This window comes from Pseudomonas sp. TJI-51, assembly GCF_000190455.2.
GTDB lineage: Bacteria > Pseudomonadota > Gammaproteobacteria > Pseudomonadales > Pseudomonadaceae > Aquipseudomonas > Aquipseudomonas juntendi.
Genome location: NZ_AEWE02000138.1, coordinates 1 through 14,552, shown reverse-complemented (window position 1 = coordinate 14,552; position 14,552 = coordinate 1). Strand labels below are relative to the sequence as shown.

The window sequence follows — 14,552 nt, the reverse complement described above, 5'->3', positions numbered from 1 at the left end:
TCGATCAGGGCAATCAAACCCTTCCAGGGTACGACCCGATCCATCTCGATCAGGAACAGTTCCTTCCGGGTTTGCTTGCGCTTACCGGCGTACTCGACGTCGGCGAAGGTCATTTGCTTCATCGGGAAACTCGGGCAACGGGATCGGCGTATTTCACCAGATTCGAGAAGTCTTTTTCAGACCATCCCTAGGGTACCTAGAAACAACATCAAAGGAATGCTGGGCCATGACGAAAACTATCGTAGCCGCTGTACTGTCAGCCGTTGCACTGTCTACTTCAGCAGCAGAAATCTCCGGCTCGATTGGCGCTACGAATCAAGGCGGCTTAACGGCACGTGCCGGCATTGGTGTCGAATGGGAAAAGAGTTGGTTCCAGTCTGACACTGGACACCTGACAGGCTACTGGGATGCCGGATACACCTATTGGGAAGCAGGCGATGAGGCAGGCGGAGCCCACTCCCTCTCCTTCGCCCCAGTGTTCATCTACGAGTTCGCCGGGAGCGACATAAAGCCCTTCATCGAAGTCGGCATTGGTGTCGCGCTTTTCTCCGGCACCACCGCAGGTGATAGAGAGCTTGGCTCCGCCTTCAACTTCGAAGATCGAATTGGTGCAGGCTTGAAATTCAGCGGTGGGCAACGTATCGGCGTCCGAGCACTGCATTACTCCAACGCCGGCATCAAACAACCCAATGACGGTATCGAATCGTTCGCGCTTTTCTACAGTCAGCAAATCTGAAAGCATCCAGTACGCATTCACTGGCGCAGGGGAAATGCTATCTGGCCAGGGCCAATAATATGTAAGCCTGAATAGCCGCAATTATCGACGCTGGCGATGGCGATAAGCGAAAGGTTTTAGCCACCCCGCCAGAATCCCCCTATTTCTCTGCTAGGAGCTTGCAAAAAAACGCTTACGCAGACTCACTTTCGCGCAAGTGCTCCAAGAATAACCTCGCTGCAACCGTTAATGCCAATTGTGATCTGACGCACACGCTGAGTTCGCGAGAAGCCCACGCTTCCTCTAGGTTGACTACCTTCGCTCCGTCCATCCTGTAAATCGCCGCACTCCCCTCTGGCATGATGCCAATGCCCAGACCCGCCTGAATCATTAGGCACAAGGCGTCATAGCTGGACACCTCCATGCGGATTTTAAGCGAGCGCCCCAGGTCATTGGCTGCTTTGATCAACTGAAAATTAAGATGAGTACCGCTGCGCAAGGCGATGTATTCGTGATCCAGGGTTTCGCTGAACCTGACGGATTGTCTTGCTGCGAGTGGATGTCCGAGGGGGATTAGTAACACCAGGCGATCATTACGAAACGGGAAAACTTCGATGTCAGCGCCGTGGGGCAGGCGGGTGAAGATACCGATGTCGGCGCGGTTTTCGGCAACGGCTTTGGTGATAGCCAGGCTTTGTTTTTCTTCGAACCTGACGTTGATCAGTGGGTACTGCTCCATGAATGACTTGATGAGGTCAGGCAGGAATTGCGTGATGGCGGAAATGTTGGCCAGAACGTGCACCGAGCCACGGCGGCCATGTGAGAACTCGCGCATCTGCACGATAATTTCATTGAGGTTATTCAGTGCACTGCGGGCCATGAACAGTAGCGATAGGCCGGCGTCAGTCGGGGTAATGCCCTTGTTGGTGCGGTTGAGTAATTTCGAGTCGAGGAGTTCTTCAAGTTCGCTGAGTCGCTTGCTGACTGCCGCCGCCGCGAAGTGTTCGCGTTTGGCGGCAGCCGCGATGGTGCCTTCTTCAACGACGCTGACGAAGAGTCGCAACGAGACCGGATCGAGCTTCATGGATGGTACCGGTTTGGCCTGACAGGCCAGCATAGTACCTTCTCAGGCATCGACTCAGAATGCCCCGGACAATAGATGGCCGGCGTTGGGTACCTGGGCCTTGAGCCCGAGGGTTTTCAGCATCTGATAAACAGTGGCGATTGATGCGGACAACACCGGTTTGTCGAGGCGATCCTGAACCTTCTGGATCGCTGGCAGCGACGGCATTTGCACACAGCAAGACAACACCACCCCATCGGCCTGACCGATGTTCAGCTTGTCGGCATGCGCTACCAGATTCATCGGATCCAGACGACCGACTTCGAGGTTGTCGGACACTTCAAGGCTGATGGAGTCGACCACTTCGATTCCGGCCGCTTCGATATAGTCGATGACTTGTTGGGTCAGTGGTTTCATGTACGGCGTGATGATCGATATTTTTTTGTAGTCGAGCATGTGCAAGCTATCGATCAGTGCACCGGCCGAACTCAGGACTGGGGCGTTCGACTGGTTGGAAGCAACGGTTTTACCCAGTCGATCCTGCGAGACTTTGTGATAGTTGGCCCCCTGGCACATGATCGCCACCAGGCAGGCATAGGCCATGACATCGACTCGCGCATCGCTGAGTTCCAATGCACAACGGTCACTGTCGATGTCCATCTTCTTCAGCTCTTCCGGGCTGACGTGCATCATGCGCATACGCGAAGAGTGGAAGGTAAAGCGCTCTTCTGGAAACAACTCGTAGCGCGAGGTCAGCATGGCCGGGATTTCGGTTTCCATCGTGGTGTTGGAGCTTGGGACGATTTGCCCGATGCGGAAGTTCTTCATGGTCTTGTCCTTTGAAAGGTACGGATCAGTTGCCGCTGGTGAGTTGAACGCCTTTGGTTTCCTGCAACGTGAACACCATGACGGCTGCGATGAGATAGGAAACTGAAGCAAGGGAAATGGTGGCGGTGAAGCCGATAAGGGGGATCAGTACCGGTACCAGCTTGATGCCGGCGATGGCGCCGACCCGCCCGAAGTTGAAGCAGAAACCTGACGCGGTTGATCGGATGCTGGTAGGGAACAATTCCGAGTACCAAGCACCGAAGCCGCTGAAGTAGCCCGTGAAGAAACCGAGCAGGGCGGCCAATGAACCGAGGGTGATGATGTTCTGGGTGGTGAACAGTAACTTGCCTTCGGTCAACGGCATCAGGGTCGCCGAATAGGCGAACACCGGCACCATGATCGCCATGCCACCGAAAAACACTGCGAACGACAGTCGACGACCGATGCTTTCGGCGAGGTAGCCGTAAGCCAGGTAACCGAGCGTGGCACCAATACCGATCCAGATGACGAACACCGGGGCTTGATCGATGCGCACGTTGAGAATGTTCTGCAGGTAAGCCGGCATGAAGGTGGTAATGATCCAATAGCCATACATGCCCAGGATTGAAATGCTCAGGCCCAGCAGCGTCATTTTCAGGTACTGCGGATGAAAGATCTCCATCAGCCGGCCCTTGTTGCTGTTACGACGCATGAACTCGCGGTTGGCCAGCCAGACCGGTGACTCCTTGACGAATAACCCAATGAACAACAGGGTAAAAAAGGACGGAATAGAGGCGTAGATGAACAGATTGCGCCAGGACTCGGGGTTGGCGTCGTCCAGGAAGCTCCAGGCAAAAATCGCTGCCAGAAGGCCGCCGCCCGACCAACCTGTCTGCATCACGGCAAAGGCTTTGGCACGCCCAGCGGACGGCCAGATCTCCGATACCAGCGCGGCAGCAGCAGACCACAATCCACCGACGGCGATGCCAACGCAGAAGCGGAATACGTTGAGCTGCCAAAGGCTATCGGCAAAGCCACAAAGTAAGGTGCCGGTGCCGTAGACAAACACCGAGAGCATCATGGTTTTCTTGCGGCCGATCTTGTCAGAAATATTGCCAAGGAAGAAACCGCCGATACCGGTTGCCAGCAGAAACCAGGCAACGGTAGAAACGACATCGCTCATACCAATGGAGAAAGTCTTCGCGACCGACAGCAGAACAAAACCGAAGACTGTTGCGTCCAGGGCATCAAATAACCAAGCAGCCCAGGAACCACCCAAGGTGGTGTATCGTTGACTGGCAGTCAGCTGGCTGGCGCCATCCACTTCGGAGGTACCGATCGCAGAACCGGCGGTTAGGGTTTTCATGGTTAAACCTCGCGGGACTCTCGTTGTTATTTTTTGAAACTCGCACACCGACGAAGTCGACCGGCAAACGAAGCTCATGTGTGGTCGATGTTAGGAGGGGAAGAAAGCGTCGTATATCAGGCATTCACGATCTTGCCATCGCGGACGGCGATGGCAAATGTAGATCCTTGAAATAGAAGCAAAAAAAGGGATTAGAGGCTTCTGGTGTATATACCCCGCCTCAGCTAGCGCCATCGTCCATGCACCTAGCTCGACCAAGATCCAGAAAGGCAAGCGTGATCCGCAGATGCACCAACCCAAGATGGGCAACCAGTACTACTTCGGCATGAAGGCATATATCAGTGCCGGTGTCGAATCTGGCCTGTGCACAGTGTCCTGGGGACGGCAGCCAACGCGGCGATCAGCCCTCTTCGCCTATAGGAATGCGGCCTCAAGTTTTACGGCAGTAGCTCCTGCATCAGTATGTACAGCGTCTGCTTTATCGGTGTATCGAGCTCCGTCCATGCGAGGCCCAGCGCTGTCTGATGCTCGCCCAGAGCAAGAGGTCTGATAGTGATATTCGGGGGCAAGGCCATGGCCGCTCCCTCGGGTGCCGCGTAGTCTCGCCGCAGCCATTGCCCCCACCATTGCTAGCAGATTGATCGGCTTGGGTTGGCTCGCCGCACCGCTACTCGCCTGCGGCGTGCTAAAAATCATCTACGATCTGACGCTCCTGACCGCGTGTGCCATGTCAGGTTTGAGGGGGATCCCTCATGAATTCACTTTGATATAACAGCGCATCGTCTTGTTTGGCGTCGCACTGATGCTGGCGGTTTCGCTCACCGAAAGCCTGGTTCTGAGGAGTCAGTCAAACCATGGGCTTCTGATTACCCAAAGCGGTAATCACTAGACGCCTGGACAAGAATTCTCTGACCCTTTTCGGAAGCTAATCGCGGCGGGGCAATCGATTGCTCGATACACCGCAGGTTACCCAGGTGAGAGATGCACCCGTTCTAACTATCCCAATCGATTTTCATAAAGAGGTCTCGCATACGTGACGTCCAAATAGGCTCGATTGCTTGAGCATAGGCAAGCTTGCCAAAAATAAAGTTTTTCAGACCCCACGAGTTATCGAACTTACGAGCCTTTCGATGGTTAGACACGCCAACATCCGGCCTTAGCATAAAATGGATATGAGTGCGTACCTCAGCCTTGAACTCTTTTGAAAGCTTAGGCACATGCCCATCCACCAATAGGCCTAAGACAACCTTTCTCGCGCCAGGCGGGATAATTTTAGTTTTACTCTTATTTGGCCACAGCCCATGTGCTCGCATGATTTCATAAATTTCGCGAACAATATTTTCAGCCCCATCTCGGTTAAACGTACCGAAGGAGGAAAACGTAAGATCATCCGCATATCGCGTATAGGCGAGATCTTTGCTATTTGCAAACTCAGCAAGCGAATGATCAAGCGTGCGGGCTACAAGATTTGACAGCAAGGGACTGGTTGCTGCTCCTTGCGGAAGGTGACCAATCGCAACATTCTTGCACGGTAAGTTGCCCATCCCGTCCTTGAAACGATCAGTTTTAACCGGATTGCCCGAAGGACGCACTCGTGTACAAATGCGAGCCAGTTCAAAGGCTACAAGCGCTTGATAGCCCATTTCTCGGAATACGCGATAAACGTCAGGCTCCAAGATCGACTCAAAGAAATTCGTAGCACCCAGCTTGATCATCCACTTGCATCCAGCGTGCATGGCTGCAGCATCGCGCGGGGATGTTTTTTCCTTGTAGGCGTAACTGGCCGGATGCGAGTGAACGTGCATCAGAATATTTTTATGAATCCACCGCTGCATTTTCAGCAACGAAGGATGAGGAGCACAAATATACCTGAATCGGTTTGCGCCGAAGCTAACAACATTTTTTTCAGTTTGAAAACCTTGTAACTCTCAACTCGCTCGCTCCTGGCGGCCACGCCTCTCAGAAATCCGTAGGACACGCCTGCTTCATGGGCCAAGTGCCTCAATGTCAAGATAGGAGACAGTAATGGAAAGTTTGCATGTAGCAGTTGCGCAGTACGCAGCGCATTGTTCAAAACGCCCTTATCGACGTTTTGGTTTAATCCGGCGCTTTTATAGCGCTGAGGGCTCCAGCGATTCATCTACCTTAGATTCCGCCCAGGCGGATGAGCGCCTCGAGACCGCAAGACATACACCAGCGTAAGAGCGAGGCGCTCAACCTCCTGTTCAGCGGGGGTTCTTCCTGTGGATAGCATAACCTGCTTCCTACAGCCTCTAGAGTCTAGAGGATTCTAGATTTCGCTAAGTTGGAGCCCTCAGCTGGGACGGATAGTACTCGACCAGCGGAGCTGCTGTCACCACCTTTGAAGCTGGCGCTGCGCAGAGGCTTGAAACCAGCTTGCGCCCACTATCCGTCATGCGATTTTTTGATGTAATCCAGTCGAAGTCCCCGGTCACGGAGATATGTCACTTACGCGTACCCATCAAGCCTTTGAGATTTGCCGCGACCGGCTAGACAAGGATTGGGAACTGACTTTTTGTCGGGTGCTTATTCATCAACGGTCACTTCACCATTGATGAAGGCAGCCTGATCGGGCACCCCATGCATCGGAGCGATGGGTATGCCCGGGGCAGGCATTTCGACTGACCACTAGGAACACCGGCAATGCAGCGCCCGTGCCTCAGGCTCAGGAGACCGGTGACCCCGGCTCTGAGACCTCCTCACGGCGGACAAGGTATTCCAGCAATTGCCGGGCGATAACCGACAGACCTTCGACATCGCGCACACCGATTTTCAGCTCCCGCCGCGCCCAGACATCGGTCAGCGGGATCACCGCGATATCGAGTGCCGACAGGTAGGTACGCGCGACCTTCTCCGGCAGCATGCCGACGCCCATTCCGGTGTGGATCATCCGGCAGATCCCTTCGAAGCTGCGTACCTGGATGCGCATGCGCAGGGACAGGCCCTGCTGCAATGCCGCCTGTTGCAACAGGGTATGCAGGGAAGCGTCCTGCTGTAGGCCGATGAAGTCATAGGCAACGGCATCCCTTAAGGCAAGGCGTTCACACCCGGCCAGCGGATGCTCGCTGGGAGTGACCAGCACCAGTTGGTCATGCCGGTAGCTGTAGACATGAAGATCGCCGGCGGGCACGTGCCCGGCGAAAATGCCGATATCGGTCAGCCCCTCGCTGACGGCGCGCACCGTCTCGCTGCTGATGCGCTCCTCGAGGTCGATCTTGACGTCCGGATGGGCCCGGCAGAAAACACTCAAATCCCCCGGCAGGAATTCAATCACCGCCGAGGTGTTCGCATAGATGCGCACATGCCCCTTGACCCCTTCGCTGAACTCGCTCATATCGGCACTCAACTGGCGAAGGTTGTCCAGCATGTTGCGCGCATGGTGCAGTAAAGCATGCCCGGCTGGCGTCAGCGCGACGCCCTTGTGCTGACGATAGAGCAAGGTGATACCGAGCTGGCTTTCCAAGTCACTGATGCGCTTGCTCACCGCCGCCAAGGCCAGGTGCTCGCGCTCAGCAGCCCGGGTCAGGCTGCGCTCGGCGGCGATGGAGACGAACAGCTTGAGCGTGACGAAATCAATACGGCGCATATAAGGGGCCTCTCTGTTCGGCGAAGCAGGACAGTTCCTTGCCCCAGTTCCAGAGCTTGGTATCGTTCTCCCTTCGCAAAACACGAAGACTGGCTTAGTAATTGATCAATTGTCCACTGCCATTAGCCTGAACCATCCTTCGACTTAAATAACAAACACGATGGTACAAACATGGCAGAACAAATCCAGGGCAGCAGCATGGCGCTGCAAGACCTCAAGGTGGTGGAGATGGGGCAGCTGATCGCTGGCCCCTTCGCCAGTAAGATGCTCGGCGAATTCGGCGCCGAGGTGATCAAGATCGAACCGCCCAAGGTGGGCGACCCGCTGCGCAAGTGGCGCAAGATCAAGGACGGCACCTCGCTCTGGTGGCATGTCCAATCGCGCAACAAGCAATCGATCACCCTCGACCTCCGGGAAGCCGAAGGGCAGGACCTCGCCCGCCGGCTGATCACCGGGGCCGACGTGCTGGTGGAGAACTTCCGCCCCGGCACACTCGAAGCCTGGGGCATGAGCTGGGAGACGCTGTCCGAGCTTAACCCGCGGCTAATCATGCTGCGCATTTCCGGTTATGGCCAGACCGGTCCCTACCGGGATCGCCCGGGATTCGGCGTGATTGGCGAGGCCATGGGCGGCCTGCGGCACCTGTCCGGCTATCCCGGCCAGGCGCCGGTGCGCGTCGGGGTCAGCATCGGCGACTCGCTGTCCTCACTCTATGGCGTGATCGGCGTATTGCTCGCTCTGCAGGAGCGCCAGCGCAGCGGTCTGGGGCAGTGCATCGACGTCGCGCTCTACGAGTCAGTATTCGCCATGATGGAAAGCCTAGTGCCCGAGTACGATGCCTTCGGCTATGTACGCGAGCCGGCCGGTAGTGCTCTGCCCGGCATCACCCCATCCAACTCCTATCCCTGCAATGACGGTACCTATGTGCTGATCGCCGGTAACGGCGACAGCATCTACAAGCGCCTGATGGGCCTGATCCACCGTCAGGACCTGGCCGACGACCCCAGTCTGGCGCACAACGATGGCCGCAGCAAGAAGGCCGACGTAATCGACGCGGCGATTGCTGAGTGGACTCGGCGGCGCTCACGCGATGAAGTGCTGCATGCGCTGAACGCGGCGCGAGTGCCGGTTGGCTACCCCTACACCGCCGCCGACATCGCAACGGATCCTCATTACCTGGCACGCCAGATGATCAAGACCGTGCAGACGACTGCCGGCCCTCTCAAGGTGCCTGGGGTACTGCCCAAGCTCAGCCGGACGCCTGGCCGGCTCGGCAGTGGCGGCCCGGAGCTGGGCGAGCACACCGACGACGTGCTGGCCGGACTCGGCCTGAGCCAGTCGCAACGCCAGGCGCTGCGCGAACGCGGCGTCATCTAATCGACAGGCCGCAGCGCCCCATCACCATCAGCAACAGCATCAATCAAAGAGGCCCAGCCATGCCGGCTGGGCTCGACACCCGCCAAAAATAATTACAAGGAATACCGTGTTAACCATGACCATCATTCTGGCAATACTGCTCTGTATTGGTGTCGGCTATTGGCTGAACATCAACATCGGCCTGTTGGCCATTAGTGCCGCCTATCTTATCGCCACCACCATGATGGGAATCAGCGTCAAAGAGCTAGTGACCTACTGGCCGCTGAACCTATTTTTCATCATCTTCGCAGTGACCTTCTTCTTCGGCTTCGTCATCGCCAACGGAACCATGGAGAAGATCGCCAGAAATGCCGTGTTCATGGCTCGCGGCATGCCCAGCATGATTCCCTTTGCGCTGTACGGGCTGGTCCTGTTGGTCGCGGGAATCGGTCCTGGGCATTATGCGGTGTTCGTGTTCCTCTCCCCCTTGGTGATGTCGGTCGCCAGTCGTACCGGCATGAGCCGGCTGCTAGGTGCGATCATCGTCGTCTCAGGCGGCATGGCAACCACCTTCACCAGCATCAGCCTGGGCGGGCGCGTTACCCAGGGCATCCTCGAAAACGCCGGTTATGACGCAGTGACCGCCGCGGACTACACCCACACGCTGCTGGTGGACTCCTTCATCTTCCAGACGCTGGTGTTCCTCGTAGCGTACGTCGTGCTCAAGGGTTATCAGACCGAGAGCCTGGATACCGAGCGCCCGGCTCCTTTCGATGCCCAGCAGCGGCGCACCCTCTGGCTGGTGGCCTTCATCATCGCGCTGATCATCGTGCCCTCGACCATCGCCGCGTTCCTGCCGACTGGCTCGGTATTCGCCACCATCGCCTCGCACATCGATCCGACATTCATCTCGATCATCGGCGTAGTGCTGGCGCTGATTCTGCGAGTGGGTGACGAGAAGGCCGCATTGGCCAAGGTCCCAATGGCAATCATCATCCTGCTGTGCGGCATGGGCATGCTCATCAGCGTGGCTGTCAAGGCCGGCACCATCGCGGCCCTGTCGCAGTGGCTGGCGGCAAACGTCAGCGTGGCGATGGTGCCCTATGCTACCGGCGTATCCGCGAGCGTGATGAGCTTCTTCTCCAGCACACTGGGCGTGGTGATGCCGACGCTGTTCCCCATCGTTCCGAACCTCGCCACCAATGCAGGCCTTAGTCACACCGTGCTGCTGTCGGCCATCGTGCTGTGCTCGTCGCTGACCGGCTTTTCGCCCTTCTCCTCGGGCGGTGCGCTGGCGCTGGCCGGCGTTCAGGAGGAAGCCGAGCGCGGCAAGCTGTTCTACCGCTTATTGCTGGTACCGCTGTTCGGCGTTGCTGGGGTTCTGGTTCTCGTTTTCTTTGGCCTGCTTGGCTGACACCTGGCCGGCAGACCGGACTCGAGACGGCGCCGTCCCAAACGGAAGGGATAGAAGATGACTGCACAAACGCTTTTCGAAAAACTCTGGGCACGCCATGCCGTGCTCGATACCGACGACGGCCAGACGCTGCTGTACGTCGACCTTCACCTCATCAACGAGGTGACCAGCCCTCAAGCTTTCGACGGCCTGCGCCTGAATGAGTTGCAGCCCTGGCGCCCCGGCTCGGTGCTCGCCACCTCCGACCACAACGTGCCGACCAAGGCGCGTGAAGCAGGCATCACAGATGCGGTGGCGCGCCGGCAGGTCGAGGCGCTGGAACGCAACTGCGCCGAGTTCGCCCTGCAATTCTTCGACATGAAGGATGAGCGCCAGGGCATTCTGCACGTGATCGGCCCGGAGCAGGGCATCACCCTGCCGGGCATGACCATCGCTTGTGGCGATTCGCACACCACCACCCACGGCGCCTTCGCGGCCTTGGCATTCGGCATCGGCACGTCGGAGATCGAACACATCCTGGCCACGCAGTGCCTGCTGCTGAAAAAGCTCAAGACACTGCGTATCACCATCGACGGTGTGCTTGCACCCCACGTATCATCCAAAGACTTGGCGCTGGCACTCATTGGCATGATCGGCACCGCCGGCGCGACCGGCTACGCCATCGAGTTCACCGGTGAAACGGTTTCGGCGATGAGCATGGAAGCGCGCATGACCCTCTGCAATCTCGCCATCGAAGCGGGTGCCCGGTGCGCCATGGTCGCCTTCGATGACACCACCTCCAGCTACCTCAAAGGTCGCCCGCTGGCTCCCGCTGGCGAGCAGTGGAATGCCGCCGAGGCGTACTGGCGAACGCTGCACAGTGACCCTGACGCGCGCTTCGATCGCGAACTGCAACTGGATGCGGCCAGCATTCGCCCCCATGTCACCTGGGGAACCTCGCCGGAGATGGCTACCGATGTCGACGGCCAGGTGCCGAATCCCGAGACCGAAACCGATCCGGTCAAACGCCGCGGCATGCAGCAGGCGCTGGAATACATGGGCCTGCAAGCCGGAACGCCGATCCGTGAAATCAGGCTGGACAAGATCTTCATTGGGTCCTGCACCAACTCGCGCCTCGAAGACCTGCGCCTGGCCGCCGGTGTGGTCAAGGGTCGGCGGGTCGCTGACAACATCGTTCAAGCGCTGGTCGTACCGGGCTCGGGCCTGGTGAAGCGGCAAGCAGAAGCCGAAGGTCTGGATCGGATCTTCACCGACGCCGGCTTCGAATGGCGCGACGCGGGATGCTCGATGTGCCTGGGCATGAACGAGGACCGCCTCGGCAAAGGCGAGCGCTGTGCCTCGACCTCCAACCGCAACTTCGAAGGACGGCAGGGCCCCGGCGGGCGCTCTCATCTGGTCAGCCCGGCAATGGCGGCGGCAGCGGCCATCGCCGGCCATTTCACCGATATCAGCGATCTCTGAGGGACGAACATGCAAGCCTTCACCCAACTCGAAAGCACCGTGGTTCCACTGGATCGCTCCAACATCGACACCGACGCGATCCTACCCAAGCAGTTCTTGATGATCATCGAGCGCACCGGCTTCGGCCCGCACCTGTTCGACGAGTGGCGCTACCTCGACCGCGGCGAACCCTACAAGGACTGTTCACAGCGCCCGCTGAACCTGGAGTTTCCACTCAACCAGCCGCGCTACGCCGAGGCCAACATTCTGCTCACCCGGGCCAACTTCGGCTGCGGCTCCAGCCCCCGGCACNNCGGCTCGAGCCGCGAGCACGCGCCCTGGGCGCTAGCCGACTGGGGTATCCGCGCGATCATCGCGCCGAGCTTCGCTGAGATCTTCTACGGCAACTGCTTCAAGAACGGCCTGCTGCCCATCGTCCTTGACGAGCCGACCATCGACCGTCTGTTCGGCGCTGTGGACGGCACCCCCGGCTACAGCCTGAGTATCGACCTCGAGCAGCAGGAAGTGGTGGAGCCTAATGGCCATGTCAACCGCTTCGAGATCGACGGCTTCCACAAGGAGTGCCTGCTCAAGGGCCTGGACGAGATCGGCCTGACTCTGTTGAAGCGAGAGAACATCCGTCGCTTCGAACAGGCTCGCCGGCATCAGGAGCCCTGGATCTTCACAGGCGCCTGATTGGGCCGCCGAGCAAAAATCATTCCTCCCGGCGCGGGCGAGCCGCAGCAGCCCGCGCGAACCTGATAGGACACGAGATGAACAAACACCTGTATATCCAAGAAGTCGCCACCCGCGACGGATTCCAGATCGAACCCGGCTTCGTCCAAACCGAGGACAAGATTGCCCTCATTGATCGCCTGTCGCAGACCGGCCTGGCGAAGATCGAAGTGACCTCCTTCACTTCGCCCAAGGCTATTCCCAACCTACGCGACGCGGAAGAGGTAATGCTCGGCATCCGCCGCGTGCCGGGTGTCGACTACACCGTGCTGGTGCCCAACGTGAAGGGTTGTGAGCGTGCCCTTTCCTGCGAGGTGGATGAGCTCAATCTGGTGATGTCGGCCAGCAACACCCATGGTCTGGCCAACCTGCGCATGACAGCAGAACAGTCGCTGGCGCAGTTCAGAGAGATCATCGAGGTCACCCGCGGCAGTCGCGTGTTCGTCAACGCCTCGCTGTCCACCACCTTCGGTTGCCCCTTCGAGGGCAAGGTGCCGGAGACGCATGTCCATGAATTGGTCGGCAAGCTGTTCGACATCGGCGTGCACGGTGTGACCCTCTGCGACACCACCGGCATGGCCGATCCGGCACAGGTCGAACGCATCTGCCGGACCGCCCTGGCTCGCTGGCCGGAGGCGTTATTCACCCTGCATTTCCACAATACCCGCGGCATGGGCCTGGCCAACGCCTTGGCGGCGCTGAACGCCGGTATAGATCGCTTCGACGCCTCGCTCGGAGGCCTGGGCGGCTGTCCCTATGCGCCGGGCGCCAGCGGCAATATCTGCACAGAAGACCTGGTGCACATGTTCCAGCGCATGGGCCTCGACACCGGCGTTGATCTCGACCGGCTGCTGCAGGCTGCCCAGACCCTACCTGGCCTAGTGCAGCACGAGGTGCCCGGCCAAGTGCTCAAGGCTGGCAAGGCGGACCGCCGCTATCCGAAGCCGAAGTGGTTGGAGCCCCAGGCCTGAGCGTCTGCTCTCTCCCCCTTCGAAGAGGATGTATCAGCTGGCGTGTAGTCGATTAACGCAGAGAGGGTATCGACATCGGAATGAAGTCACGCTTGGCCCTGAGCCTCAGAGCAGCGTTGCGCCCTTCGCGCGCCCGATCACGTTCCTCCGAAGGGATTCATCGATGCGGGCTGCAACAGCGGTCTTGGGCGCGGTTAGCCGCTCGTTCCGGCAACGGCGTGCTATTTCCGCGCGAACAGTACGGCACTGAGGTGTCCCGCAATTTCATCAGCTCAGTCATCGATGCTGTGATGGAAGAAGTCGGTGCCTGGCAAGCGACGGCCGCTGGAGCCCATGTATCATGGTGATTCCCTTTGGTGCACTACGGCTGAAAAATCCGTGACGAAGGCATGGGCAACCGCCGTGAGGTTTATCGGTAACTGAAAGGACCCATGACATGACCCAGACCGAGAAACACCTTGAGCAACTTCAAGCGCGCATTGCCGAGTTGAAAGCGCAGTATCAGCAGCTGCAAGACAATTACGACGATGCAGTTCTCTTGTGCTCAAGCCTGCTGCGCGCCCTGGTCAACGCTGACTATGGCGACTGTGAGACGCTGGTGAAGCACACCGGCTGCTCGGCTGAGCGCAAGGCCGACGCGCTGCAATACATCATTGAGGTGCGCGCTGGGTATGGCTGAGCGCACTGCGAATAACGCGGGCTATGTTAATTAGCCCCACACCTTGCCCGGGTGTGGGGGCTTTTTGCGCCGGCTGGACGGACTTCAGACTAAATGAGAATTCCTCAAATCGGCATGTCAAGCGATGACCTATTGGCAGGACGGGCAGGTACGGCACACGTTGCTGGATGGTGCGCCAACGACTTGAAGTGCCTGTTATCGGCATCCAGCGCATCGATGGAACCGGTTTCAATGTCGTACACCCAGCCGTGCAAATTCAGCAGGCCTTTTACTTGGGCCAGGCGCACGTTGGCACACGACACAGTTGATCAAAGGAAATTCTGAAAAAGACTTCCTGATTTGGCAAAATCCCAGGACACCAATCGCCGAGCTTTTCGATGATGAAGCAAATGACCTTCG

The 14,552-nt window shown here is 58.1% G+C and carries 11 protein-coding genes and 5 pseudogenes; 9 read left to right on the top strand and 7 right to left on the bottom strand.

Annotated elements, in window-relative coordinates; all coding sequences use genetic code 11:
• Nucleotides 1-122: pseudogene (locus G1E_RS28500) on the bottom strand (IS5/IS1182 family transposase); the annotation flags it as partial.
• A gap of 104 nt (nt 123-226) precedes the next feature.
• Between G1E_RS28500 and G1E_RS24455 the strand changes: the two are divergent.
• Nucleotides 227-736, top strand: a complete 510-nt coding sequence (locus G1E_RS24455; RefSeq protein WP_009681914.1) for an acyloxyacyl hydrolase — start codon at nt 227-229, stop codon at nt 734-736.
• A gap of 172 nt (nt 737-908) precedes the next feature.
• Here G1E_RS24455 and G1E_RS24450 read toward each other — a convergent pair whose 3' ends face one another.
• From G1E_RS24450 to G1E_RS24440, 3 genes are read right to left on the bottom strand one after another with little or no spacing between them, the layout of a single operon-like run.
• Entirely contained in the window at nt 909-1,799 is an 891-nt protein-coding gene (locus tag G1E_RS24450) for a LysR family transcriptional regulator (RefSeq protein ID WP_033690139.1), read from the bottom strand.
• 54 nt (nt 1,800-1,853) lie between these two features.
• Complete coding sequence (locus tag G1E_RS24445) at nt 1,854-2,606, bottom strand: Asp/Glu racemase (protein WP_009681912.1); 753 nt, start codon at nt 2,604-2,606, stop codon at nt 1,854-1,856.
• A gap of 25 nt (nt 2,607-2,631) precedes the next feature.
• On the bottom strand, nt 2,632-4,029 hold the full coding sequence (locus G1E_RS24440) for an MFS transporter (protein ID WP_236183101.1): 1,398 nt from the start codon (nt 4,027-4,029) through the stop codon (nt 2,632-2,634).
• Between the two features lie 148 nt (nt 4,030-4,177).
• Between G1E_RS24440 and G1E_RS28830 the strand changes: the two are divergent.
• Nucleotides 4,178-4,350 (top strand): annotated as a pseudogene (locus G1E_RS28830) (IS5/IS1182 family transposase); the annotation flags it as partial.
• Nucleotides 4,351-4,943: 593 nt separating this feature from the next.
• Here G1E_RS28830 and G1E_RS24430 read toward each other — a convergent pair.
• Nucleotides 4,944-5,819: pseudogene (locus tag G1E_RS24430) on the bottom strand (reverse transcriptase family protein); the annotation flags it as partial.
• 818 nt (nt 5,820-6,637) lie between these two features.
• Nucleotides 6,638-7,558: a LysR family transcriptional regulator gene (locus G1E_RS24425; RefSeq protein WP_009681908.1), complete on the bottom strand. Its 921-nt coding sequence runs from the start codon at nt 7,556-7,558 to the stop codon at nt 6,638-6,640.
• Between the two features lie 171 nt (nt 7,559-7,729).
• Between G1E_RS24425 and G1E_RS24420 the strand changes: the two genes are divergently transcribed.
• The 7 genes and pseudogenes from G1E_RS24420 (at nt 7,730) to G1E_RS24395 (ending at nt 14,153) form a co-directional block, all read left to right on the top strand.
• The gene (locus G1E_RS24420) at nt 7,730-8,935 is read left to right on the top strand and encodes a CaiB/BaiF CoA-transferase family protein (protein ID WP_009681907.1); all 1,206 of its coding nucleotides are present in this window, start codon (nt 7,730-7,732) and stop codon (nt 8,933-8,935) included.
• Between the two features lie 115 nt (nt 8,936-9,050).
• Nucleotides 9,051-10,328 (top strand): SLC13 family permease, encoded by a 1,278-nt coding sequence (locus tag G1E_RS24415; protein WP_009681906.1) that lies wholly within the window; start codon nt 9,051-9,053, stop codon nt 10,326-10,328.
• A gap of 57 nt (nt 10,329-10,385) precedes the next feature.
• Nucleotides 10,386-11,789: a 3-isopropylmalate dehydratase large subunit gene (gene leuC / locus G1E_RS24410; protein ID WP_009681905.1), complete on the top strand. Its 1,404-nt coding sequence runs from the start codon at nt 10,386-10,388 to the stop codon at nt 11,787-11,789.
• Between the two features lie 9 nt (nt 11,790-11,798).
• Nucleotides 11,799-12,464, top strand: a complete 666-nt coding sequence (leuD, locus tag G1E_RS24405; protein WP_047150189.1) for a 3-isopropylmalate dehydratase small subunit — start codon at nt 11,799-11,801, stop codon at nt 12,462-12,464.
• Between the two features lie 77 nt (nt 12,465-12,541).
• Entirely contained in the window at nt 12,542-13,474 is a 933-nt protein-coding gene (locus G1E_RS24400; RefSeq protein ID WP_009681902.1) for a hydroxymethylglutaryl-CoA lyase, read from the top strand.
• A 224-nt stretch (nt 13,475-13,698) separates the two neighbouring features.
• A pseudogene (locus tag G1E_RS30320) lies at nt 13,699-13,887 on the top strand (transposase); the annotation flags it as partial.
• 23 nt (nt 13,888-13,910) lie between these two features.
• The gene (locus G1E_RS24395) at nt 13,911-14,153 is read left to right on the top strand and encodes a hypothetical protein (RefSeq protein WP_009681901.1); all 243 of its coding nucleotides are present in this window, start codon (nt 13,911-13,913) and stop codon (nt 14,151-14,153) included.
• 104 nt (nt 14,154-14,257) lie between these two features.
• Here G1E_RS24395 and G1E_RS30085 read toward each other — a convergent pair.
• Nucleotides 14,258-14,443, bottom strand: a pseudogene (locus tag G1E_RS30085) (hypothetical protein); the annotation flags it as partial.
• Between the last annotated feature and the right edge of the window lie 109 nt (nt 14,444-14,552).